We start from the raw sequence: 22,185 nt of genomic DNA on the forward strand, positions 1-22,185 counted from the left end.
GCAGTTGCGCACCCGCGCCGAGTCTCGAAACCTCTTTCGTCACAGTGGTTTCCACAGTCACAGCGCCGGCCGTTTTGTCGGTGGTTCGAACTAGTGTTCGAAGTATGGATGGGGCAGCAGTCGTCGCGGCATTCGCCGAATTCGAAGCCGCCCGCGCCGCACTCGCCGCGCTGCCGGTGGACTCGCTGAGCGCCGCTCAAACCCTGGAAGTCATCGAACTGCGCGAACGTGGCCACCGCCGCGATCTGGCGATCGACCACGCGTTGACCGCCCGCCTGGTCGATCAGGCCAACCCCCGGGATTGGGGTGCCACATCGTTGAAGAAACTGCTCACCAGCAGCCTGCGCATCTCCGACAAAACCGCCGGCGAGCGGCTCACCGACGCGCGCCAGTTGGGGCCGCGCTACACCTTGACCGGGGAGCGGGTGCAGACCGAGTTGGCCCACACCGCGGATGCGGTCGCCCGCGGCGACATCGGCACCGCCCATGTGCGGATCATTCAGGAGTTCGTCAAGAAACTGCCGGCATGGGTGTCCTGGGAGCGCCGCGACCGCTACGAACGCGACCTGGTCGGTCACGCCAGCGCACTGCGGCCCGAGGACTTCCGCAAGGTCGCCGACACCCTGCTGGGGTTCATCGATCAGGACGGCGCCGAACCTGACCACCAGACCCAGCAACGCCGCCGTGAGTTCACCGTCGGGCGCCAGCAGGCCGACGGGATGAGCCGGGTCTCGGGCTGGCTCACCCCCGAAGCCCGCGCGCACTGGGACGTCATCGCCGCCAAATACGCCGCCCCCGGCACCAACCTGCCCCACGATGACGCCCACACCGGCCGCGACGACCGCACCACCGGCCAGCGCAACCACGACGCCCTCACCCGAGCAATGCGGGACCATGTGCAGTCGGGGTCCCTTGGTCACATCGCCGGCGTTCCCGCCAGCATCGTCGCGACGATGACGCTCAGCGAGCTTGAACGTGCCGCCGGGTGGGCCCACACCGGCGGCGGCAACAAGATCCCCATCCGGGATCTGATCCGCATGGCCGCCCACTCGCGGCACTACCTGGCGGTGTTCGATGACCACACCGAAGAAATCTTGTATTTCGGCCGCGCCCGCCGCACGGCGTCGACCGCCCAACGCCTCGCGCTGTTCGCTCGCGACAGAGGCTGCACCCACCCCGGCTGCACCGTGCCGTTCTACTGGACCGAAGCCCACCACACCGACGACTACTCCCAGGGTGGGCGCACCGACATCGACGACCTCACCCTGGCGTGTCAACCCGCCAACCTGCTCATCGAGAAAACCGGATGGACCACCCACCGGCCCGGTAACGGCCGCACCCAATGGACCCCACCCAAGGAACAGGACACCGGCCAACCCCGCATCAACAACCACTTCCACCCCCACCGCTACCTGACCGACAAGGCAGACGACGACGAACCCGACTAGCGCACAACCTCTTCGGAGCGTTGGATCGTTCCGGTGATCCCGCTGGCGTCCTGGGCCGCCAGTAATACGGCCGCGCGCCCCATGGCCTCCGGGGGCTCGACCATCTCCGGTGGGATCTCCATGCCCGCGCCGCCGGCCTGCCAGCCCTCGGTGAGCACGACGCGCGAGGGGCTCAGGCAGTTCACCGCGATGTTGTCGGCCCGCAGGTCGGCCGCCAGCCCGAGGTAGAGCCGTTCGGCGGCGGCCTTGGACACCCAGTACGCGTTCGAACCCTGGTCGGTCATGGTCACGCCGGTGGTCGTCACCGCGATCAGGGATCCGCCGCCACGCGCGCGCACGTGGGGGATGACTGCCTTCGTCACGAGGAACACGCCGGTGAGGTTGACGTTCAGGCACAGCTGCCAACGCTTCAGCGGCGTCGACTCGATCGGGCCGAGCCACAGCACCCCGGCGTTCGCGACCAGGATGTCGATTCCGCCGAATTCCGAAATAGTCTGGGCCACTGCGGTTTCCACCGACGATTCATCGGTGACGTCGCACGACACCGGTAGCGCACGGCCGCCGGACGCGGTGATGGACTCGGCCACCGTATGGATGGTCCCCGGTAACTTGCCCGGCTGCTCGGACCGGGCGGCGACTGCCACGGCGGCGCCTTCTGCGGCGAGGGCTTTCGCCACCGTCGCGCCGATGCCACGGCTGGCGCCGGCGACGAAGGCGACCTTCCCGGCGAGACTCACTTGGGCGGGAACCGAAGCGCTCCGTCGAGGCGGATGATCTCACCGTTGAGGTAGTCGTTCTCGATGATGCTCTGCGCCAGTTGCGCGTACTCCGTCGAGCGGCCCATCCGCTTGGGGAACGGCACCTGCGGACCCCAGTACTGCTCCAGCTGGTCGGCCGCCTTGCCGTAGGCGGGCGTGTTGATCGTCCCCGGCGCGATCGTGCAGACCCGGATGCCCAACGGTGACAGGTCACGCGCCGCCACCAGCGTCATCCCGAGCACCCCGCCCTTGGCCGCCGAGTACGGGAGCTGGCCGATCTGTCCCTCGTACCCGGCGATCGACGCGGTGTTGACGATGACGCCGCGGCCGCCCTCTTCCAGTGGCTCGGACTTCGCGATCGCCGCGGCCGTCAGCCGCATCACGTTGAACACCGCCGTCAGGTAGAACTCGATCGTCTTCTTGAATCCGTCGAGGTCAAGGGGTGAACCGTCCTTGCCGATCAGCCGGCCGCCGCTGGCGGGGCCGCCGTGGGTGTCCACCGAGATCCGCAGCGGGCCCATCGATTCGGCCTCTGCGATCGCGGCGTTCACCGACTCCTCGGAGGTTGCGTCGGTGCGCACGTACCGCACACCGAGTTCCTTCTCGAGCGCCGCACCCTTCTCGTCGGCCAGGTCGGCGACGACCACTTTCGCGCCGGCGCCCTGCAGTCGGCGCACCGTCGCCTCACCCAGTCCACCTGCGCCCCCGACGACGATCGCTGAGCTACCGGCAATCTGCATGCGCTTCTCCTTCTTGCAACGATGACTCTCGTCCTGAGAGAATACTATTCTCATCCGACGCCGAAACGGAGTCAACTCATGCCAGAAGCCGTCATCGTCTCTGCGCTGCGCACGCCCATCGGGACCGCCATGAAGGGCACGCTCCGCGATACCGACGCCTACCGGTTGGCCGAGCACGTCGTCGCAGCCGCAGCCGAAGACCTGCCCACCGGCCAGATCGACGACGTCGTCCTCGGCGAGGGGCTCTACGGCGGGGGAGTGATCGCCCGCCACGCCGCGATCACCGCCGGCCTGATCTCCGTGCCGGGCCTGTCGAACAACCGGCACTGCGCTGCGGGCCAGGCCGCGGTGCAGAGCGCCGCGGCGAGCATCCGCGCGGGCATGGACCAGCTGGTGATCGCAGGCGGGGTCAACTCGGCGTCCACCACACCGCGCTTCACCCGCCGTGCCAGCAGCGCGAAAGACGCCGCGATGCTCGACTGGTTCCCGCCCACGCACCCCGACCGTGCGGATGCCCCGAACATGGACATGTCGATCACCGTGGGCTGGAATGCCGCCGTGCGCGCCGGGGTCAGCCGCGAGGAGATGGACCAGTGGGCTCTCGACTCCCACCGCAAGGCGATCCAGGCCATCGACGAGGGCCGCTTCAAGGAGGAGATCGTCCCCATCGACACGCCCTACGGGCTCTTCGACACCGACGAACACCCCCGACGCGACACCAGCATCGAGAAGCTCGCCTCACTCAAGCCGCTGCACCCCGAGATCGAGGGTTTCTCGATCACGGCGGGCAACGCCTGCGGCGCCAACGACGGAGCCGCGGTGCTGGCGCTGGCCAGTGACCGGCTCGGGCTACCCGCACTCGGCGCGGTGAAGGCCTGGGCGTCGGTCGGCGTCGATCCGGCCTTCACCGGACTGGCGCCCGTCGAGGCCATCCCGAAAGCATTGAAGCGGGCGGGCATCTCGCTCTCCGACGTCGACCTGTTCGAGATCAACGAGGCGTTCGCGGCGATGTGCGTGGCCACCGTCAAGATGCTCGACATCGATCCGGCCAAGGTCAACGTCAGCGGCAGCGGTTGTTCGCTGGGCCACCCGGTGGCCGCGACGGGCGCCAGGATGCTGGTCACGTTGGTCCACGAGTTGCGCCGTCGCGGGGGAGGGATCGGTGTCGCGGCCATGTGCGCCGGCGGCGGTATGGGTTCCGCGACCGTGATCGAGGTGCCGGCACCCTAGGCTGGTGCACACATGGATGTAGACGAGCTGATCGCCGCCGCGCGCAACGGGTCGACCCGTGCCGCCGGCCGGCTGCTGAGCCTGGTCGAGGGCACGCGCCGCGACGAGGTGCTCGCCGCGCTCGCTCCGCACCGGGCCCGCGTCGTCGGTCTCACCGGTCCGCCGGGTGCGGGCAAGTCGACGACGGTCGCGGCGCTGGTCACCGCGTACCGGCAACGCGGACTGCGGGTGGCGGTGCTGGCCGTCGACCCGTCCTCGCCCTACAGCGGCGGCGCGCTGCTCGGCGACCGCATCCGCATGGCCGCCCACATCAACGACCCCGATGTGCTGATCCGGTCGGTGGCCACCCGCGGACATCTCGGCGGTCTGGCGGCCGCGGTCCCCGCCGCGATCCGGCTGCTGGCCGCGTTGGCGTTCGACCTGATCATCCTCGAGACCGTGGGTGTCGGTCAGTCGGAGATCGAGATCGCCGCGATCGCGGACCCCACCGTCGTCGTGCTCAACCCCGGCGCCGGTGACGCGGTGCAGGCCGCCAAGGCCGGTCTGCTCGAAGTCGCCGACATCGTCGTGGTCAACAAGGCCGACCGCGACGGCGCCGACCAGACGGTGCGCGACCTGCGCGGTGAGGTCAGCGTGCCGATCCTCAAACTTGTTGCCGCACAGGGCGAGGGGGTCCCCGAGCTGGTCGACACGATCGACGCCCACCACCGCGACGACACCGCACAGCGGCGCACCGCCCGGGCCAGGACTCAGATCCTGTCGCTGGCGCACACCCTGCTGCGCACCCATCCGGAGCTCGACCGCCTCGCCGAACTCGTCGCCGAGGGCACCCACGATCCCTACGGTGCGGCCGAGCAGTTGTTCGCGGTCCGCATCGAGTCCTGAGTCACCCCGGCAGGTCGACGATTCGCCGCATCGTCTGCAGCACTTCGTCGCGCAACGTGTCATCGTCGATGTCGACGACCAACGGATGCATGACCGCCACGCTGATGACGCCGGAGAGCATCGCGGCATGGACACGGGCCCTGGTACCCGTCTCGTTGCCCAGCATCGCGCTGTAGAGGCGTTCGATGAACCGCTGAAACGGTTCGTGCTCCGCGAGCAACCGCACGATGACGGGATCGAACTGGAGCACGCTGGCCACCCGGCGCCGGTTGATGGCCAGGTCCACCACCCGGGTGAGCAGCACCTCACGCGCACGTGACCGGTTCTCCTCGGCTTCGGCGGCCGCCAGCGCATCCTCGAGCCCCGCGAGCTCCCGCTCGGTGAGCGCGATGACGATCTCTTCCTTCGTCTTGAACTGGTGGTACACCGCGGCCTTGGTGACGCCGATGCGGTCGGCGATCATCTGCAGCGACGTGCCGCTGACCCCGTTCTCGGCGATCAGATCCAGCGCGGCGTCCAGCACCCGGATCTGCGCGGCGCTGCGTCGGACCGCCGGGCGGTCGTGTACGGGCGGCACGGAAGGCACCCGCTCAGGATAGCCGATCGGCTATTGACACGAGTAGCCGATCGGCTAGCCTGGGTAACCGTCGGGGCAACGGGTGCTCAGGGTGAGGGGTTGCGATGACGAGACGTGTTGACGGCGAAGTGATCCTGTTGTGGACCTTGCCGGCGGTGGTGCTCATCTGGGTATCGGCGTTCTTCCTGTTTCCCGGCTTCGTCCACCCGATGTCGCCGACCATGTCGGCGGAGGAGGTCGCGGCGTTCTATCGCGATGAGACGGCACGGATCCGGTACAGCATGATCCTGTTCAACTGGTTCGGCGTGGGCCTGATTCCCCTGGTGATGCTCATCGTGGTGCAGGTGCGGAGGATGGCTCACCGCACGCCGATCCTGTCCTACAGCTTGCTCGCCTGCTCCGCGGGCCCGCCCACGCTCTTCCTGGTCGCCAACATGTTCTGGTTGCTCGGCGCCTTCCGCCCGGAACGCGCCCCGGAATTGACGCAGTTGTTCAACGATCTCGCCTGGATCACCTTCACCATCCTGGTTCCGTACCTGATCGCCCAATGCCTGCTGCTGGCCCTCGCGATCTACTGGGATCACCAGGCGCAACCGGTCTTCAAACCGTGGGTGGCACACTTCAATCTCCTCGTCGCGGCCGCGCTGGCGCCTGCCGCCTTCACCGCGCTGGCCTGGACCGGGCCGTTTGCCTGGGACGGGGTGCTGTCGTTCTGGCTCAAGAACGTCGCCATCGCTTTGTGGATCGTCGTCATGGGACTCGTTGTGGCCCAGACCATCCGACGCCAGCGGACGCAAGAGCGGGTCGTCGCATGAGTCCGCCGATTGTCGAGCCGCCGCCCAGTTCCGTCATCGGCCGGTTCTTCTGGAACGTCCGCCACCACCCCAAGAAGGAGTTGTGGTTCGCGTGGTGGGTGATGGTCGTCTTCTACCAGCTGTACGGCGTGCTGTTCTTCCTCGTCACGCGGGTCCAGCCCCCGCCGAGCCCGGCGTGGGACATCCCGACGGTCGTTCAGTGGTTCGACGACCGTCATCTGGGCATTCTCGCCGGGTTCGGCGTCGTGTTCCTCATCTCAGGTATGTGCGGCCCGATGAACGCCCTGCTCGCGTACTCGATGCGGCGCATGTCGGTCAGCCCCATCTTCGGGTATTCGTACCTGGCCATGTACGCGCTCAGTGCCATCCCGGGCATGTTGGTGATGGCCATCGCGATGACCGTTGCGGCGCTGCGGCCCGACCGCGATCCCGAGTTGATCCACTGGCTCTACGATTTCGCGTTCCTGTCGTTCAGCGGGACGATGGGGGTGTTCCTGATCGGCTCGCTGGTCTGGATGGTCGCGATTCTGTTGGACAAGAACCGCGTGCTGCCCAAATGGTTCGGGTACCTCGGTCTCTGCAACGCGCTGACCGAAGTCGTCGTCGCGCCGGCGTGGATGTTCCAGCGCGGCGTCTTCGCATGGAACGGGGCGATCGCCTGGTGGATCAACATGGTCGTCTTCCTGCTCTACACCGCGGCATTCATCATGCTGCTGCGCAAGATGATCCAACGGGAGGATTTCGGCACCGGCCCACTACCCGACCTGCCGGCTGAAGGCATCCGGGAGGACTCGGACACCGTGGAGGCAGTCCGATGACCGACCTCGCCGGCTCGAGGCCGCGTCAGTTGGACCAGGACCCGGTGAAATCCGTACCCGGACAGCCGGACATGTGGTTGTTCGTGCTGTTCGAGTCGTTGCTCTTCACCGGATATCTCTCGGTCTACCTCTTCTCCCGCACACACAATCAAGAGCTCTTCCTGCAGTCGCAGGCGGATCTGGATCTCCGCATCGGAGTCTTCAACACCATCGCCCTGCTGTTGAGTTCGTGGGCGATCGCCCGTTGCGTGCAGGCGTCCCGCGCGGGCGCCTACCGGTCGGCGTTGACCAACGCGTTCCTGACGATCCTCTTCGGGCTGGCGTTCCTGGTCGCCAAGGTGATCGAGTGGGTCAAGGAGATCGGCATCGGCAACACGTTCACCAGCGACGAGTTCTTCCAGCACTACTTCTTCCTGACATCGATCCACTGCATACACGTCTTGATCGGCTTCGTGGTTCTCGGTGTGGTCGTGTACCAGTTGCGGAGCCCGCTGCGGCGATCCCAGCAGCTGGTGGAGACGGGTGCGACGTATTGGCACACCGTCGATTTCCTGTGGGTCCTGATCTTTGCGTCACTCTACGTCGTGAGGTGAGCTGTGAGCGTTTCGGTCAACATGAGGTTGCTGCTCGTCTGGGTCGTGCTGTCGGCGCTGACCGTGGTGTACGTCTGGTTGGATCACGGCGCTGATCAAGACGGGACCCTCAAGGCGAGCAGTGTGGTCACCGTCGGCGCGATCGTCATCGCGCTCATCAAGGTGCGCATCATCTTTCGGGAGTTCATGGAGGTGCGCCATGCCCCCGCATGGCTGTGCCGACTCACCGATGGGTGGGTCGTCCTCATCGGAACCGCCTTGATCGGCACATATCTCGTGGGCGCGGCGCTGTCGGCCTAGGACATCCGTCGGCCTGCAGAACCGCGTCAGGATGCCCCGGAGGCCGCCCGGCCGGCGCGGTAACCGAAAACCATTGCCGGACCCAGCGTTCCGCCGGCACCGCCGTAGGCCTTACCCGTCGCGCCGGCCATGGCGTTGCCCGCCGCGAACAGCCCCGGGATCTGCGCACCGCTGACGTGCAGCACCCGGCCGTCGCGGTCGGTGCGGGGGCCGCCCTTGGTGCCCATCGCACCGATGCCCACCGGCACGGCGTAGTACGGCGGCGTGTCGATCGGCCCCAGGGTCTGCAACGCAGGCGTGGGCGCCTGCGGGTCGCCCCAGTAGCCGTCGTAAGCGCTTGCGCCCCTGCCGAAGTCGGGGTCGCGCTCCTCGGCGACGTGATGGTTCCAGTCGGCCAGCGTGCGGGCCAGACCGTCGGCGTCGATCCCGGTCTTCTCGCCGAGTTCGCCGAGGTCGCCCGATTTCGAATACCAGTCCGGGGCGGGGCCATCGGGTTCCACCGCGAGGAATCCGTACTTCTTGAGGTGCAGCGAGTCGAACACGATCCAGGCCGGATCGTTGACGTAGCCGTGTTTGGGGTCGAGGTACTGGAACGCCCCGGCCATCGAGTTGTACTCACCGGCCTCGTTGACGAACCGCTTACCGGCCCGGTTGACGATGATGCTGCGCGGCCGGGTGCGCTCCAGCCGGACGCTGCGACTGCGGGGGTGTCCGTCGATGGTGTCGCCGGGGATCTGCACGATCGGCACCCACCACGCCTCGCCCATGTTGGCCAGATCGGCGCCGTGCGCCATCGCCATCCGCAGACCGTCGCCGGTGTTGTTCGGTGGGGAGACCGGACCGCGCATCGGCCCACGCAGGAACGCCTCGACCAGTGCGCGGTCCCATTCGAACCCGCCCGTGCCGAGGATGACCGCGCGTCGGGCATGTACGCGGATCTCTCTGTCGCGCTGCTGGATTCGCACACCCACGATGCGCCCGTCGGTGGCGATCAACTCGACGGCGCGGGATTCGGTCTGCGGCGTGACGCCGGCGTCGAGCAGACCCTTGAGCAGGCCGGCGATCAGCGCCGTCCCGGCGACGCAGGGATCCTCGAGCGTCTCGTCCACCGAGGCGTGGATGCGGGCGCGGGTCTCGGCGTCGATCCCCACGTTGCTGAAATCCGCGGGGAACGAGGTGATCCGGTCCCGCCACGGACCCAGGCGCGCGAGGTCGAAGGGCGCCGCCGACAGTGAGCGGCCGCCGCCGGGGCGTCCGCCCGGCAGTTCGGGTTTGTAGTCCGGGAAGCCTTCGGCCACCGAGAAGCGCAGGCCGCTGTGTGCCTCGACGAACTCGAGCATCTGCGGCCCGGTGCGCACGAACGTCTCCACCAGGTCGTCGTCCATCACCCCCAGTGACTGTGCGCGCAGGTAGGCCAGCGCGTCCTCGACGGTCAACTCGTCGGCGGCCCTGTCGTGCGACGGAATCCACACGATCCCGCCGGAGACCGCCGTGGTCCCGCCGACCGTCGGAGCCTTCTCGTACACCTCGACCGCGGCGCCGTGTACGGCGGCGGTCAGAGCCGCGGCCAGTCCGGCGCCGCCGCTGCCCAGCACGACGACATCGGTCTCATGGTCCCAAGCGCTCACGCGAGGTCCTTCCTGTCGGCGCCACACCCGGTCAGAGGATGGCGGCGAGTTCCTTGGCGGCGGCGATCACCGCGTCCTTCCCGTCCAGCACGACGTCCTCCCGGTGCGAGATCAGGTTGATGCACGTCGGCGGTGACGGCGGCCGCCGGCGCACCGGTACGGCCAGGCCGTAGGTGTTGGGTTCCACCTCTCCGTGGGTGATCACCCAGCCCTGTTCGCGGGCCCGGGGCACGAGTTCCCGTTCGCCGGGACGCGGCGGCATGCTCGCCAGCAGCGCGATACCGGCCGCACCGCGGTCGAGCGGATAACGGCTGCCCTCGTGGAAAGACAAGTGGTAGTACACATTCGTCGGGCTTATCACCGCGACCGCCACCTGTTGATCGCCCTCGGCGACGAGCAGGGAGACGGTGGTGCCGAGTTCGTCGGCCAGCCCGCGCAGCACCGGCACGCTCAGTGCCCGCACGTTGTTGTCGAACGACGAACCGAGCAGCGCGAGTCCGGCCGCCGGCCGGTACCGGCCGTCCTCGCCCTTGGCGACGTAGCGGAACTGGGTGAGCGTGCCCAGCAGTCGGTAGGCGATCGTCCGGTGCACGCCGACGTAGTCGGCCACCTGCTGGACCGTAAGCCCGCCCGGCGCGGTGGCCACGGCCTGCAGCGCCGACAGACCCCTCGCGAGGGTCTGCGATCCCGCCGCGAGTTTGTCGGGCACCTTCCCGTCTCCCATACCGCCTCCCGTGCCGCCCGATCCCTTGACAGACGTCATCGCGAGAGTGATGCTCTTAACATAGTGCACATTAGTGAGCGATATTAGCACGCATCGCTACCGCGGAGCGAGAATGGCATTTCCGCACCGGAAGGGAGACCGAGCCCCCGTGGCCGAGTACGAAAGCGTCTGGAGCGACCTGCAGGGCGTCGCGTTCTCGCAGGGTTATCTCGACGCCGGCGGGGTGCGCACGCGCTACCTGCACGCCGGCGAGACCAGCAAGCCGGCGCTGGTGTTCCTGCACGGTTCCGGCGGCCACGCCGAGGCCTATGTCCGCAACCTCGAGGCGCACGCCGAGCACTTCTCGACGTGGTCGATCGACATGCTGGGGCACGGGTACACCGACAAACCCGGCCATCCTCTCGAGGTCCGTCACTACGTCGACCATCTGCGCGCGTTCCTCGATGCCATCGGCGCCGAGAAGGCCCACATCAGTGGCGAATCGCTCGGCGGGTGGGTGGCGGCCCGGCTGGCCGCCGACCACGGGGACCGGGTGATGCGGTTGGTGCTCAACACCGCCGGTGGTTCGCAGGCCGATCCCGAGGTGATGAAGCGCATCGTCACGCTGTCCATGGCGGCCGCCGAGGATCCCAGCTGGGAGACGGTCCAGGCCCGCATCAAGTGGCTGATGGCCGACAAGAGCAAGGCGTACGACGACATCGTCGCCAGCCGCCAACGCGTCTACCGCCAACCGGGATTCGTGACGGCGATGCGCGACATCATGGCGCTGCAGGATCCGGAGATCCGCGCCCGCAACCTGCTCGGCCCCGAGCAGTACGGCGCGATCAGCGCGCCGACGCTGGTCGTGTGGACCAGTGACGATCCGACCGCCGACGTGGAGGAGGGCCGGCGGATCGCGTCGATGATCCCCGGCGCACGGTTCGAGGTGATGCCCGGCTGCGGGCACTGGCCGCAGTACGAAGACCCCAAGACCTTCAACCGGTTACACGTCGACTTCCTGCTGGGACGCTGATGACCCCGGCCACCGAACGAGACGACACCGACACCGACGTCGTCATCGTCGGCGCCGGCCCGGTGGGCCTGACGCTGGCGAACATCCTCGGCCTCCAGGGCGTACGCACCATGATCGTCGAGGAGCGCGCCACGCTCATCGACTACCCGCGCGGAGTCGGGCTCGACGACGAGGCGCTGCGGACCTTCCAGGCGATCGGACTGGTGGACAAGGTCCTGCCGCACACCGTGCCGAACCAGATCCTGCGATTCTTCGACGGCAACCGGCGACTGCTCGCGGAGATGGCGCCGCCGGACGCACGGTTCGGCTGGCCCAAACGCAACGGTTTCGTGCAACCCATGGTGGATGCCGAACTGCACGCCGGATTGGCGCGATTCCCCCACGTCGAGGTGCGCTGGGGGCACAGGATGGCCGAATGCGAGGAGACCGCGGACGGTGTGACGGTGCGACTGGACGGTGACCCCACACCGGTGCGGGCGCGCTATCTGGTCGGCTGCGACGGTGGACGCAGTGCGACCCGGCGCCTGATGGGGGTGTCCTTCGACGGCACCACCTCCCCGACACGCTGGCTGGTCGTCGACATCGCCAACGATCCGCTCGGCCACCCCAACAGTGAGGTCGGCGCCGATCCGGCCCGGCCGTACGCATCGATCTCGATCGCGCACGGAATCCGCCGCTTCGAGTTCATGATCCACGCCGACGAGACCGACGAACAGGCCGAGGACCCCGCGTTCATCCACCGGATGCTGGGGCTGCTGGTGCCCCATCCCGAACGTGTCGAGGTCATCCGGCACCGGGTCTACACCCACCACTCCCGGATCGCCGGCGCCTTCCGCAAGGGCCGGATGTTCCTGGCCGGTGACGCCGCGCACCTGATGCCGGTGTGGCAGGGCCAGGGGTACAACAGCGGAATCCGCGACGCCGCGAACCTCGGCTGGAAACTCGCCGCGGTGGTCGACGGGCGCGCCGGTGACGCCCTGCTCGACACCTACGACGTCGAGCGCCGCAAACACGCCAGGGCGATGATCGACCTGTCCACCATGGTCGGACGGGTCATCTCACCGACCAACCGGCACGTCGCGGCGGTGCGCGACAAGCTGATTCGCGGCGCATCGGTGGTACCCACCCTCAAGCGCTACGTGCTGGAGATGCGGTTCAAGCCGATGCCCCGTTACGAGCAGGGCGCGGTCTTCCATCCGGAGGCGCCCTCGCCCACCTCGCCGGCGGGCACGCTGTTCATCCAACCGCGCGTCGACAGCCGCGACGCGCAGAACGTGTTGCTCGACGAGGTGCTCGGCACCGGGTTCGCGGTGTTGTGCTGGAACAACAACCCGCGCGCACTCCTGGGTGCCGACCTCTTCGACCGGTGGAAGGCGCTCGGTGCCAGATTCGTCGCGGCCCGCCCTCTGACACAGTTGCACTGGACCGGTCACGACGATCCCGACGTCACCGTGATCGGCGACCGCACCGGCGCGCTGAAGGGCTGGTTCGACGCCCACGCCGAATCGGTGCTGTTCCTGCGCCCCGACCGTTGTATCGCCGGCGCCTGCATCGCGCAGCGTGCCCCCGAAGTGAGCACCGCCCTGTTCGGGGTGCTCCATCTGACCCAGGGAGGAGGCAATGGTCACCATGGCGCAGATCGCCCTGTGCTGCACGTCGCACAGTCCGCTACTGAACCTTCCGGGACCGTCGCGGGAACTCCTTGACGACATCGGGTCGGCGCTGGCCGTCGCCCGTGATTTCGTCACCGAGTTCGACCCGGACCTGGTGGTCACCTTCTCACCGGACCACTACAACGGGTTCTTCTACAAGGTCATGCCCCCGTTCTGCGTCGGCACCTCCGCGCAGGGCGTCGGGGACTACGGCACCCACGCCGGACCGCTCGACGTGCCGGAGGACCTCGCGAACGAGCTGGCCACCGCCGTACTGGAAGCCGGTGTGGACGTGGCGATCTCGGCGAGTATGGACGTCGACCACGGCACCGTGCAGCCGCTGCAGAATCTGTTCGGCGATGCGATGGCCCGTCCCGTCATCCCGGTGTTCATCAACTCCGTCGCCACCCCGCTGGGCCCGCTGCGGCGCACCCGTGCGCTGGGTACGGCGATCGGACGGTACCTCGCGACCCTCGACAAGCGTGTCCTGGTGATCGGTTCGGGTGGGTTGTCCCACGACCCGCCGGTGCCCACCCTGGCGACCGCCCCGCCGGCGGCGCTCGACCGCATCGTGCACGGCGCACCGATGAGCACCGAACAGCGGATGGCCCGGCAGTCCGCGGTGATCGACGCGGCGCACGCGTTCGCGCACGGGGAAAGCCCCCTGCAGCCGCTCAATCCGGCGTGGGATGCGACGTTCCTGGAGATCCTCGACGAGGGCTGGCTCTCGGATCTCGACGGCTGGTCCAACGCGTTCATCGCCCGCGAGGGTGGGAACTCCGCACACGAGATCCGCACCTGGGTAGCGGCTTTCGCGGCGCTGGCGGCCGGCGGTGACTACCGCACCGGCCTGCGCTTCTACCGTGCCGCACCCGAGTTGATCGCGGGTTTCGCGATCCGGACGGCGGTGCTCGCGTGAACTTCGACAGGCACGTCGACGTGCTGGTGGTCGGCTCGGGCGGCGGCGGGATGACCGCCGCGTTGACAGCTCACTCGTGCGGGCTGGACACGCTGGTGGTCGAGAAGGCCGCGCACTTCGGCGGATCGACCGCGCTCTCGGGCGGCGGGATCTGGGTGCCGGGTGCGCCGTCGCAGCGCAAGGCCGGCTACACACCCGACCCGGACGCGGTCTTCGGGTATCTCAAGCGGATCACCGGGGGGCTGGTCAGCGATGCGCGCCTGCGCACCTACGTCGACGCCGCCCCGCAGATGATGGAGTTCCTCGAGAACCTCAGCCCGTGGTTCGAATTCGTCTGGAAGCCCGGCTACGCCGACTACTACCCGGAACTGCCGGGCGGCTCCGAACTCGGCAGCACGATCAACGTGCCGGCCATCGACCTGCGCCGGCTCGAGGAGGACGAACAGCACCTGCTCCAGCCGTTGGCGCTGGCGCCGAAGGGAATCTGGTTCGCGCCCAAGGACCTTCGCCTCTTCTATCAGGTGCGGCAGAACTGGCGCGGCAAGGCCGTCCTGGTCAAGCTGATCTGGCGGATGGTGCGGGCGCGGGTGTTCGGCGACCGGATGGCCGCCATCGGCCAGTCCCTGGCCGCGCGGATGCGGCTGGCCATGAAGCAGGAGAACATCCCGCTGTGGCTCGACGCGCCGATGACCGAGTTGATCACCGGTCCCGACGGCGAGGTGGTCGGTGCGGTCGTCGAGACGGCCGGGCGCGCGGTCCGGATCGGCGCGCGCCGCGGCGTCATCCTGGCCGCCGGCGGGTTCGACCACGACATGGACTGGCGCAGAGAGCATCTGCCGGTTCTGGAGAAGGACTGGAGCTTCGGTAACCCGGCCAACCTGGGCGACGGTATCCGCGCGGCCGAGAAGGTCGGCGCCGCAACCGAACTGCTCGACGAGGCGTGGTGGTTCCCGGCGATGTGCTGGCCCGACGGGCGGCTGCAGTTCATGCTCAACGAACGCATGATGCCCGCGCAGTTCGTCGTCAACGGCGACGGGAAGCGCTTCATCAACGAGGCCGCACCGTACATGGATTTCGCGCACGCGATGATCGACGGCCAGCGGTCCGGTGTGGAGCACATCCCGTGCTGGCTGATCACCGACATCCGGTCGTTCCGCCGCTATGTGGTGGGCGGGCACCTGCCCATCCCGAAGGTGCCCTTCGCGCCGGTGCCCACCGGGTGGAAGGTGCCCAGGGCCTGGCTGGATTCCGGGGTGGTCAAGGAAGCCCACTCGTGGGACGAGATGGCCGCCAAGATCGGCGTGCCTGCCGAGAACCTGCGCCGGACAGCCGAACGGTTCAACGAGCTCGCGCGCAAGGGACACGACGACGACTTCAACCGTGGCGACAGCGCGTACGACAACTACTACGGCGACCCGACGCTGCCGAACCCCAACCTTCACCCGCTGGGCAAGCCGCCGTACTACGCGTTCCAGATCATCCTCGGTGACCTCGGCACATCGGGCGGCCTGCGCACCGACGAGTACGCCCGGGTGCTGCGCGACGACGATTCGGCGGTGCCCGGCCTGTACGCGGTGGGCAACAACTCGGCCGCCGTGATGGGCCGCAGCTACGCCGGTGCGGGCGCGACGATCGGGCCCGCCATGACGTTCGGCTACGTCGCCGCCAGACACATCGCGGCGAAAGACGCCGCCGCGCAGCCGGATTCCGGCACCGCGCACGTCGACCACCAAGCTCAACCCAGTCCAGGGCCGTCACCCATCGGAGGAAGCACATGAAAATCTCGCTGTTCTACGAATTCCCGCTGCCGCGGCCGTGGTCGGAGGATGACGAGCACCAGTTGTTCCAGCACGGACTAGACGAGGTCGAGGCCGCAGACAAGGCGGGCTTCTCGACGGTCTGGCTGACCGAGCACCACTTCCTCGAGGAGTACTGCCACTCGACCGCGCCGGAGATGTTCCTCGCGGCGGCCAGCCAGCGCACCAAGGACATCCGGCTCGGGTTCGGCGTCATGCACCTTCCGCCGCCCATCAACCATCCGGCCCGCATCGCGGAGCGGATCGCCACCCTCGACCACCTGTCCAACGGCCGGGTGGAGTTCGGCACGGGTGAGGGATCGTCGGTCGCCGAACTCGGCGGCTTCAACATCGACCCGGCCGACAAGCGCGCGCAGTGGGAGGAGGCCCTCGAGGTCTCGATCCGCTGTATGACCGAGGCGCCGTTCACCGGATTCAAGGGCGAGCACGTCGAAATGCCCGCCCGCAACGTGATCCCCAAGCCGCTGCAGAGTCCGCACCCGCCGGTCTGGGTGGCGTGCACCCGCCCGTCCTCGGTCCAGATGGCCGCCCAGAAGGCCATCGGCGCACTGAGTTTCGCCTACACCGGTCCCGAAGCGTTGAAGGATCGGGTGGACGGCTACTACAAGGAGTTCGAGGAGAAGGGTGCGCCGATCACCCCGGCGATCAACCCGAACCTGCTGGCCATCGGCGGTGACCTGTCGATGATGGTCGCCAAGTCCGACGAGGAGGCGCTCAAACGGCTCGGCATCGGCGGCGGCTTCTTCTCGTTCGGGATCATGCACTACTACCTGACCGGTATGCACACCCCCGGCCGAACCGGTGTGTGGGAACTGTACGAGAAGGCCGTCAAGGAGGATCCGACGCTCGCCTACGGTCCGGGACGCGGCGCGATCGGCTCGCCTGACACGGTCCGCGAGTTCCTGCGCGGCTACGAAGCCAGCGGCGTGGACGAGATCATCCTGCTGCTCAACCCCCGCAGCCACGAGGGCACGATGGAGTCCATCGAGATCATGGGCAAGGAGATCCTGCCCGAGTTCATCGAGCGCGACGAGAAGGCGGTCAAGGACAAGGCCAAGCGGCTGGAACCGGTCGTCGAGAAGGTCGAGTCCCGCCGCCAGCCGTCGGATGCGCCGATGTTCGACGAGACCTACTCGTTCGGCGGCCTGCCGACCGGCCGCGGCGGCAAGTTCACCGCGGGTGAGATCCCCGAGGCGATGGCCGAGATCAACGAGGGCCGGGTGAAGGCCGCGGAGGCGGAGAAGCGGGCCCGCGAGCAGGCGGGCTGAAACCACCCGTGAGCCACATCGAGCAGCTGTGGCGCTATGACGGCAAGCGGGTCGTCGTCACCGGCTGCGCGTCGGGGATCGGCGCGCACCTCGTGCGGCAGCTGAGCGAACTCGGCGCCCGGGTGGTGGGTCTGGACATGCGACGCCCCGCGGCGGACCTCGACGAGTTCGGCGAGATCGACCTCTCCGACCGGGCGTCGATCGACACCGCGGTGGCGGCGATCGGCGGTGACGTCGACGTGCTGTTCAACGTCGCCGGCGTGTCCTCGGGCATCGGAGATCCGCCACTGGTGGTGCGGATCAACTTCCTCGGCACCCGGCACTTCACCGAGTCGATGCTGCCGCGGATGCGGCCGGGATCGTCGATCGTCAGCGTTTCCTCGCTCGCGGCGGCGTCGTACCTGGACAACGCGCCGACCACCGCCGGTCTGGTGCGCACAGCCACCATGGAGGACGGGATCGCCTGGTGCGCCGAACATCCCGAGGCGCTCGCCGACGGCGGCTACCGGTTGGCCAAAGAGGCGCTCATCCTCTACACCATGCGCAGCGCCGGCCCGCTGGGTGCGCGCGGCATCCGCATCAACTGCACGGGGCCCGGTGTGACCGAGACGCCGATCCTCGATCAGTTGCGGACCGCGTACGGTCCGGCCTTCCTCGACGACATCCCCAAACCGCTCGGCCGGGTGTCGGATCCGGAGGAGCAGTCCGCGGTGTTGACATTCCTCGGCAGCAACGCCGCCAGTTACATCACCGGCCAGGTCATCTGGGTCGACGGTGGGAACCTCGCCGGCCGGGTGGCCGCGAGTCTAGACGCGACTTCGGAAGGGAAGTGACGTGGCCACACTCGACGAGTTCCGCCGCGCGGGGGAGTCCCTGCGCAACTGGGGACGCTGGGGCGACGCCGACGAACTCGGCACGCTGAACTTCATCACCGCCGACAAGGTGGCCGAGGGGGCGCGCCTGGTGCGGCACGGCAAGGTCTTTCCCCTCGGCGTCGACTTCGGATCCTCGGGCCCGCAGGGTGCGTTCCAGTACCGGCCCAACCCGATGCACGTGATGACCGTCGACGGTGGCGACGCCAACACCCTGGTGCAGTACGGCCCGCAGTGGTTGAAGAACACCGTCGCCCAGCAGCTCGCCGGGTACTTCGTGGACAACCCGTTCCGGTTCAACGACGACATGATCATCATGCCGCTGCAGGCCGCCACCCAGTGGGATGCGCTGTCGCACGTCTACTACGACGACAAGCTCTACAACGGGTTCCCGGCCGATTCGGTGACCAGCCAGGGTGCCTTCCACTGCGGTATCGACAAGGTCGACGGCAAGGGCATCACCTCGCGCGGCGTACTGCTCGACCTGGTGCGCCACCGCGGGGCCGACGTGTTCGTCGAACACGGTGAGCCGATCACCCCGGACGAACTCGACGAAGTGGCCCGCGCTCAGGGGGTTTCGGTCGGCACCGGTGACATCGTGCTGATCCGGACCGGATGGTGGGACAGGTTCCTGGAGGCCGGCGACGGCACCGAACCGTACGCCGGGCTGGACTGGCGCTGCGCATCGTGGCTGCACGAACGTGAGATCGCCGCGGTGGCCGCCGACAACCTCATGGTCGAGGACCCGGTGTCCGGCGTCGAGGGCACGATCCTGCCGATGCACATGCTGTGCCTGCGCGATATGGGGCTGATGCTCGGGGAGTACTGGGACCTCGGCGCGCTGGCCGCCGACTGCGCCGCCGACGGCGTGTACGAATTCCAGCTCATCGCACCGCCGTTGCGGGTCACCGGTGCGGTGGGAGCACCGCTGAATCCGATCGCGATCAAGTGACGGGGAGACGATGACCGACCCAGGTGAGATCCCATTCGTCGTCGGGCTCGGCGGCACCCTGCGCGCCAACTCGTCGACCGAGCGGGCGGTGCGGTACTGCCTCGAGGCCGTCGAGCGGCAGGGTGGGCGCACCCGGATGTTCGCCGGTCCCGATCTGGACCTGCCGATGTACGCACCGCATCAACTGGAGCGCACCCCGGGTGCGCTGGAACTCGTTGCGGCGCTTCGGGACGCCGACGCGGTGGTGGTCGGATCACCCGGATACCACGGCGCCATCTCGGGTCTGGTGAAGAACGCGCTCGACTACATCGAGGATCTGCGGGAGGACCCGCGGGTGTACCTCGACAACACGCCGTGGGGCTGTATCAGTTGCGCGTACGGGTGGCAGGCGGCGGTCAACACGCTCGGGCAGCTGCGCTCGATCGGCCATGCGCTGCGGGCCTGGCCGACCCCGCTCGGCGTGGCGATCAACTCGGCCGACCCGATCTGGGACGGCGACGGTCTGCTGGTCGACGAGCCGGTGCGCAATCAGCTCGACCTGCTGGCCAATCAGGTGCTGACGTTCGCCGCGGCGCACCGGACCGCGAAGTGAGCTTCCACCGGAAGTCGGTCGCCGTCGACGGGCTGACCACCGGGTATCTCGAAGCGGGGCAGGGCGATCCGGTGGTTCTGCTGCACGGCGGCGAGTTCGGCGCGTCGGCCGAACTCGGCTGGGAGCGGGTGATCGGCGCACTGGCCGAGCGGTATCACGTGCTCGCGCCCGACATGCTGGGGTTCGGCCGGTCGGCGAAGGTCGTCGACTTCACCGACGGCCGCGGGATGCGCATCCGCCACATCGCGCGCTTCTGCGAGGTCCTCGACGTGGGGTCGGCGCATTTCGTCGGCAACTCGATGGGCGCGATCAACCTGCTCGTCGACGCCACGTCGGGCGCGCCCGTGCTGCCCGCGCGCAGCCTCGTCGCGCTGTGCGGCGGCGGGACCATCCAGCGCAACGAACACGCCAACGCCCTCTACGACTACGACGCGACGCCGGACGGGATGCGCAGGATCGTCACCGCGCTGTTCGCCGATCCGTCGTATCCGGCCGACGACGACTACGTCGGTCGACGCTACGAGTCGTCGATCGCCCCGGGCGCCTGGGAGTCGTTGGCGGCAGCCCGGTTTCGCAGGCCCGGTCTGGAACCGCCACCGCCCCCGTCGGCCACCCGGCCGTACGAGCGCATCACCGTGCCCACGCTGATCGTCGAAGGGGAACGCGACAAACTGCTGCCGGCCGGGTGGGCCGCCAAGATCGCCGGACAGATCACCGGTGCGCGGTCCGCGGTCGTCGCGGCCGCCGGGCACTGCCCGCAGATCGAACAACCGGCCGCGGTCACCGATCTGCTCCTCGAATTCTTCGCCGACGTCCCTCAACGAAAGGTGTCCGCCTGATGGTCACTAGACCCAATGACGAACTGCAAGGGCGGGTCGCGATCGTCACCGGTGGCGCGTCGGGGATCGGCCGCGGCGTCGCCGAACGGTTCGTCGCCGAGGGCGCCAAGGTCGTGATCGCCGACGTGCAGGACGAACTCGGCGAGGCGCTGGCAGAACAGTGCGGGCCGAACGCCCTGTTCCACCACACCGATGTGGGCGACCAGGAACAGATGCGCCGGCTGGTGGACGTCGCGGTGGAGCGGTTCGGGGCGCTGGACGTCATGGTCAACAACGCCGGGATCTCCAGCCCGTTGCGGCGCGGCCTGTTCAACGAGGATCTCGAGGAGTTCGACCGGGTGATGCGGGTGAACCTGCTCAGCGTCATGGCCGGTACCCGCGATGCGGGGCGGTACATGTCCGAGCACGGCGGCGGGTCGATCATCAACCTGTCCTCGATCGGCGGGATCCAGGCCGGTGGCGGGGTACCGGTGTACCGCGCGTCGAAGGCGGCCATCCTGCACTTCACCAAGTGTGCGGCGATCGAGTTGGCGCACTACGACATCCGCGTGAACTGCATCGCCCCGGGCAACATCCCGACACCGATCCTGCAGAGCTCGGCCACCGGGGAGGACCGCGAACGTCTCGAGAAGTTCGAGGCCAGGATCCGCGCGCAGATGCGCAACGACCGGCCGCTCAAACGCGAGGGCACCCCCGACGACGTCGCCGAAGCCGCGCTCTACCTGGCCACCGATCGCTCGCGCTACGTCACCGGCATCGTGCTGCCCGTGGAAGGCGGGACCATCGCCGGAAAGATCATCCCGCGCAAGGCCGAGCCCGGAGCGACGGTCAACGGCGCCCAGACGTGACTTTAAATCAGTCGCTTGACTTAAGCCGGTGCGCCGAGTTGACTGTGAGCGTGACCACAGCGAGGACCGCGCGGGCCGAGCGGGCCAACAGCACCCAGGAGGCGATCCTGCGGGCGGCCGAACGTCTCTACGCCGAACACGGTGTGTTCGCCGTGTCGAACCGCCAGGTCAGCGAGGCGGCGGGGCAGGGGAACAACGCCGCGGTCGGCTACCACTTCGGCACCAAGACCGACCTGGTCCGGGCCATCGAGTTCAAACACCGGGGCCCCATCGAGCGGCTGCGCGAGAAGATGGTCGCCGACCTCGGTCCGGCCCCCGATATGCGCGACTGGGTGGCGTGTCTGGTCCGGCCCCTGACCGACCACCTGGCAGAGCTCGGCAACCCCAGCTGGTACGCGCGCTTCGCCGCGCAGGTCATGACCGACCCCGCCTACCACAGCATGATCGTGCGCGACGCGCTGTCGTCGGCGTCGCTGGTCGAGGTCATCAACGGAATCGCCGGCTGCCTGCCCGACCTGCCGCCCTACGTCCGCGCCGAACGCAACGTCATGGGCCGAAACCTGTTGATGCACAGCTGTGCCGAACGTGAACGCGCCCTCGCCGAGGGTGCGGCGGTGCCGCGCGCATCCTGGGCCGCTGCGGCGTCCGGCCTCATCGACGCCATCGTCGGACTCTGGCAGGCCCCCGTCACCGAGGTGCCCTGATGAAGGTCACGGTCGATCAGGACAAATGCGTGTCGTCGGGCCAGTGTGTGCTCAACGCCTCGGACGTCTTCGACCAGCGTGACGACGACGGGGTCGTCGAACTGCTCGTCGACCACCCAGCCCCCGATCAGGAGGAGGACGTCCGCCGGGCGGCCGCCGCCTGCCCAGCCCTTGCCATCCACCTCGAGGAGTGA

At 68.3% G+C, this 22,185-nt stretch carries 24 protein-coding genes; 19 read left to right on the forward strand and 5 right to left on the reverse strand.

The features are described from left to right. Nucleotides 1-104: 104 nt before the first annotated feature. Nucleotides 105-1,448, forward strand: coding sequence for an HNH endonuclease signature motif containing protein (locus G6N49_RS03975; protein WP_083045230.1), 1,344 nt, complete (start codon nucleotides 105-107; stop codon nucleotides 1,446-1,448). On the opposite strand, the gene G6N49_RS03980 is transcribed toward G6N49_RS03975, so the two are convergent. Both G6N49_RS03980 and G6N49_RS03985 read right to left on the reverse strand, forming a co-directional pair. Beyond that, nucleotides 1,445-2,185, reverse strand: coding sequence for an SDR family NAD(P)-dependent oxidoreductase (locus tag G6N49_RS03980; protein WP_011856302.1), 741 nt, complete (start codon nucleotides 2,183-2,185; stop codon nucleotides 1,445-1,447). The two genes, G6N49_RS03975 and G6N49_RS03980, sit on opposite strands and share 4 nt — an antisense overlap. Beyond that, complete coding sequence (locus tag G6N49_RS03985; RefSeq protein ID WP_011768330.1) at nucleotides 2,182-2,946, reverse strand: SDR family NAD(P)-dependent oxidoreductase; 765 nt, start codon at nucleotides 2,944-2,946, stop codon at nucleotides 2,182-2,184. Before G6N49_RS03985 ends, G6N49_RS03980 begins: the two co-directional genes overlap by 4 nt. A gap of 78 nt (nucleotides 2,947-3,024) precedes the next feature. On the opposite strand from G6N49_RS03985, the gene G6N49_RS03990 reads away from it, so the two are divergent. Both G6N49_RS03990 and meaB read left to right on the forward strand, forming a co-directional pair. After that, entirely contained in the window at nucleotides 3,025-4,176 is a 1,152-nt protein-coding gene (locus G6N49_RS03990) for a thiolase family protein (RefSeq protein WP_011561177.1), read from the forward strand. 12 nt (nucleotides 4,177-4,188) lie between these two features. Further along, a complete protein-coding gene (gene meaB / locus G6N49_RS03995; RefSeq protein ID WP_011561176.1) occupies nucleotides 4,189-5,061 on the forward strand; it encodes a methylmalonyl Co-A mutase-associated GTPase MeaB in 873 nt (290 codons plus the stop codon). Nucleotide 5,062: 1 nt separating this feature from the next. On the opposite strand, the gene G6N49_RS04000 is transcribed toward meaB, so the two are convergent. Beyond that, nucleotides 5,063-5,638, reverse strand: coding sequence for a TetR/AcrR family transcriptional regulator (locus G6N49_RS04000; RefSeq protein WP_011856301.1), 576 nt, complete (start codon nucleotides 5,636-5,638; stop codon nucleotides 5,063-5,065). Nucleotides 5,639-5,742: 104 nt separating this feature from the next. Between G6N49_RS04000 and G6N49_RS04005 the strand changes: the two genes are divergently transcribed. The 4 genes from G6N49_RS04005 to G6N49_RS04020 are packed head-to-tail and all read left to right on the forward strand — an operon-like array spanning nucleotide 5,743 to nucleotide 8,164. Continuing rightward, complete coding sequence (locus G6N49_RS04005; protein ID WP_011856300.1) at nucleotides 5,743-6,453, forward strand: hypothetical protein; 711 nt, start codon at nucleotides 5,743-5,745, stop codon at nucleotides 6,451-6,453. Further along, a complete protein-coding gene (locus G6N49_RS04010; RefSeq protein WP_011856299.1) occupies nucleotides 6,450-7,271 on the forward strand; it encodes a hypothetical protein in 822 nt (273 codons plus the stop codon). Before G6N49_RS04005 ends, G6N49_RS04010 begins: the two co-directional genes overlap by 4 nt. Further along, complete coding sequence (locus G6N49_RS04015) at nucleotides 7,268-7,864, forward strand: cytochrome c oxidase subunit 3 (RefSeq protein ID WP_011856298.1); 597 nt, start codon at nucleotides 7,268-7,270, stop codon at nucleotides 7,862-7,864. The genes G6N49_RS04010 and G6N49_RS04015 overlap by 4 nt, the downstream gene beginning before the upstream one ends. A gap of 3 nt (nucleotides 7,865-7,867) precedes the next feature. After that, nucleotides 7,868-8,164 carry a cytochrome C oxidase subunit IV family protein gene (locus G6N49_RS04020; RefSeq protein ID WP_011561171.1) on the forward strand — a complete coding sequence of 99 codons (297 nt, stop codon included), beginning with the start codon at nucleotides 7,868-7,870 and terminating at the stop codon, nucleotides 8,162-8,164. 26 nt (nucleotides 8,165-8,190) lie between these two features. Here the strand turns inward: G6N49_RS04020 and G6N49_RS04025 are convergent, their stop codons facing one another. Together G6N49_RS04025 and G6N49_RS04030 are read right to left on the reverse strand one after the other, a co-directional pair. Beyond that, complete coding sequence (locus G6N49_RS04025; protein WP_011856297.1) at nucleotides 8,191-9,792, reverse strand: FAD-dependent oxidoreductase; 1,602 nt, start codon at nucleotides 9,790-9,792, stop codon at nucleotides 8,191-8,193. A 31-nt stretch (nucleotides 9,793-9,823) separates the two neighbouring features. Further along, complete coding sequence (locus tag G6N49_RS04030) at nucleotides 9,824-10,516, reverse strand: IclR family transcriptional regulator (RefSeq protein WP_085975417.1); 693 nt, start codon at nucleotides 10,514-10,516, stop codon at nucleotides 9,824-9,826. 148 nt (nucleotides 10,517-10,664) lie between these two features. Between G6N49_RS04030 and G6N49_RS04035 the strand changes: the two genes are divergently transcribed. Genes G6N49_RS04035 through G6N49_RS04090 form a run of 12 tightly spaced genes read left to right on the forward strand, consistent with a single transcriptional unit; the run spans nucleotide 10,665 to nucleotide 22,185 of the window. After that, nucleotides 10,665-11,528 carry an alpha/beta fold hydrolase gene (locus tag G6N49_RS04035; protein WP_011856295.1) on the forward strand — a complete coding sequence of 288 codons (864 nt, stop codon included), beginning with the start codon at nucleotides 10,665-10,667 and terminating at the stop codon, nucleotides 11,526-11,528. Further along, nucleotides 11,528-13,234 carry a bifunctional 3-(3-hydroxy-phenyl)propionate/3-hydroxycinnamic acid hydroxylase gene (locus G6N49_RS04040; RefSeq protein WP_011856294.1) on the forward strand — a complete coding sequence of 569 codons (1,707 nt, stop codon included), beginning with the start codon at nucleotides 11,528-11,530 and terminating at the stop codon, nucleotides 13,232-13,234. Before G6N49_RS04035 ends, G6N49_RS04040 begins: the two co-directional genes overlap by 1 nt. Next, complete coding sequence (locus G6N49_RS04045) at nucleotides 13,158-14,099, forward strand: 3-carboxyethylcatechol 2,3-dioxygenase (protein WP_011856293.1); 942 nt, start codon at nucleotides 13,158-13,160, stop codon at nucleotides 14,097-14,099. The genes G6N49_RS04040 and G6N49_RS04045 overlap by 77 nt, the downstream gene beginning before the upstream one ends. A gap of 50 nt (nucleotides 14,100-14,149) precedes the next feature. Continuing rightward, nucleotides 14,150-15,877 (forward strand): FAD-binding protein, encoded by a 1,728-nt coding sequence (locus tag G6N49_RS04050; protein ID WP_235679602.1) that lies wholly within the window; start codon nucleotides 14,150-14,152, stop codon nucleotides 15,875-15,877. After that, nucleotides 15,874-17,184 carry an LLM class flavin-dependent oxidoreductase gene (locus G6N49_RS04055; RefSeq protein ID WP_011561164.1) on the forward strand — a complete coding sequence of 437 codons (1,311 nt, stop codon included), beginning with the start codon at nucleotides 15,874-15,876 and terminating at the stop codon, nucleotides 17,182-17,184. The genes G6N49_RS04050 and G6N49_RS04055 overlap by 4 nt, the downstream gene beginning before the upstream one ends. Before the next feature lie 8 nt (nucleotides 17,185-17,192). Continuing rightward, the gene (locus G6N49_RS04060) at nucleotides 17,193-18,017 is read left to right on the forward strand and encodes a coniferyl-alcohol dehydrogenase (protein WP_011561163.1); all 825 of its coding nucleotides are present in this window, start codon (nucleotides 17,193-17,195) and stop codon (nucleotides 18,015-18,017) included. Nucleotide 18,018: 1 nt separating this feature from the next. Beyond that, the gene (locus G6N49_RS04065; RefSeq protein ID WP_011561162.1) at nucleotides 18,019-19,008 is read left to right on the forward strand and encodes a cyclase family protein; all 990 of its coding nucleotides are present in this window, start codon (nucleotides 18,019-18,021) and stop codon (nucleotides 19,006-19,008) included. 10 nt (nucleotides 19,009-19,018) lie between these two features. Beyond that, on the forward strand, nucleotides 19,019-19,600 hold the full coding sequence (locus tag G6N49_RS04070; RefSeq protein ID WP_011561161.1) for an NADPH-dependent FMN reductase: 582 nt from the start codon (nucleotides 19,019-19,021) through the stop codon (nucleotides 19,598-19,600). Then, nucleotides 19,597-20,439 (forward strand): alpha/beta fold hydrolase, encoded by an 843-nt coding sequence (locus G6N49_RS04075; protein WP_011856291.1) that lies wholly within the window; start codon nucleotides 19,597-19,599, stop codon nucleotides 20,437-20,439. Before G6N49_RS04070 ends, G6N49_RS04075 begins: the two co-directional genes overlap by 4 nt. After that, nucleotides 20,439-21,287 carry an SDR family NAD(P)-dependent oxidoreductase gene (locus G6N49_RS04080; RefSeq protein ID WP_011856290.1) on the forward strand — a complete coding sequence of 283 codons (849 nt, stop codon included), beginning with the start codon at nucleotides 20,439-20,441 and terminating at the stop codon, nucleotides 21,285-21,287. Before G6N49_RS04075 ends, G6N49_RS04080 begins: the two co-directional genes overlap by 1 nt. Then, nucleotides 21,284-21,991, forward strand: a complete 708-nt coding sequence (locus G6N49_RS04085; RefSeq protein ID WP_011856289.1) for a TetR/AcrR family transcriptional regulator — start codon at nucleotides 21,284-21,286, stop codon at nucleotides 21,989-21,991. The genes G6N49_RS04080 and G6N49_RS04085 overlap by 4 nt, the downstream gene beginning before the upstream one ends. Beyond that, nucleotides 21,991-22,185, forward strand: a complete 195-nt coding sequence (locus tag G6N49_RS04090) for a ferredoxin (protein WP_011561149.1) — start codon at nucleotides 21,991-21,993, stop codon at nucleotides 22,183-22,185. The genes G6N49_RS04085 and G6N49_RS04090 overlap by 1 nt, the downstream gene beginning before the upstream one ends.

It is taken from the genome of Mycolicibacterium monacense, from assembly GCF_010731575.1.
Classification (GTDB): Bacteria; Actinomycetota; Actinomycetes; order Mycobacteriales; family Mycobacteriaceae; genus Mycobacterium; species Mycobacterium monacense.

Excerpts from the sequence above, each read along its gene's own strand:
- G6N49_RS03985 (WP_011768330.1), bottom strand. The coding sequence starts at position 2,946 with ATGCAGATTGCCGGTAGCTCAGCGATCGTCGTCGGGGGCGCAGGTGGA.
- G6N49_RS04015 (WP_011856298.1), top strand. The coding sequence starts at position 7,268 with ATGACCGACCTCGCCGGCTCGAGGCCGCGTCAGTTGGACCAGGACCCG.
- G6N49_RS04010 (WP_011856299.1), top strand. The coding sequence starts at position 6,450 with ATGAGTCCGCCGATTGTCGAGCCGCCGCCCAGTTCCGTCATCGGCCGG.
- G6N49_RS04080 (WP_011856290.1), top strand. The coding sequence starts at position 20,439 with ATGGTCACTAGACCCAATGACGAACTGCAAGGGCGGGTCGCGATCGTC.
- G6N49_RS04045 (WP_011856293.1), top strand. The coding sequence starts at position 13,158 with ATGGCGCAGATCGCCCTGTGCTGCACGTCGCACAGTCCGCTACTGAAC.
- G6N49_RS04040 (WP_011856294.1), top strand. The coding sequence starts at position 11,528 with ATGACCCCGGCCACCGAACGAGACGACACCGACACCGACGTCGTCATC.
- meaB (WP_011561176.1), top strand. The coding sequence starts at position 4,189 with ATGGATGTAGACGAGCTGATCGCCGCCGCGCGCAACGGGTCGACCCGT.
- G6N49_RS04070 (WP_011561161.1), top strand. The coding sequence starts at position 19,019 with ATGACCGACCCAGGTGAGATCCCATTCGTCGTCGGGCTCGGCGGCACC.
- G6N49_RS04090 (WP_011561149.1), top strand. The coding sequence starts at position 21,991 with ATGAAGGTCACGGTCGATCAGGACAAATGCGTGTCGTCGGGCCAGTGT.
- G6N49_RS04005 (WP_011856300.1), top strand. The coding sequence starts at position 5,743 with ATGACGAGACGTGTTGACGGCGAAGTGATCCTGTTGTGGACCTTGCCG.
- G6N49_RS04050 (WP_235679602.1), top strand. The coding sequence starts at position 14,150 with ATGACCGCCGCGTTGACAGCTCACTCGTGCGGGCTGGACACGCTGGTG.
- G6N49_RS04030 (WP_085975417.1), bottom strand. The coding sequence starts at position 10,516 with ATGGGAGACGGGAAGGTGCCCGACAAACTCGCGGCGGGATCGCAGACC.
- G6N49_RS03975 (WP_083045230.1), top strand. The coding sequence starts at position 105 with ATGGATGGGGCAGCAGTCGTCGCGGCATTCGCCGAATTCGAAGCCGCC.
- G6N49_RS04055 (WP_011561164.1), top strand. The coding sequence starts at position 15,874 with ATGAAAATCTCGCTGTTCTACGAATTCCCGCTGCCGCGGCCGTGGTCG.
- G6N49_RS03990 (WP_011561177.1), top strand. The coding sequence starts at position 3,025 with ATGCCAGAAGCCGTCATCGTCTCTGCGCTGCGCACGCCCATCGGGACC.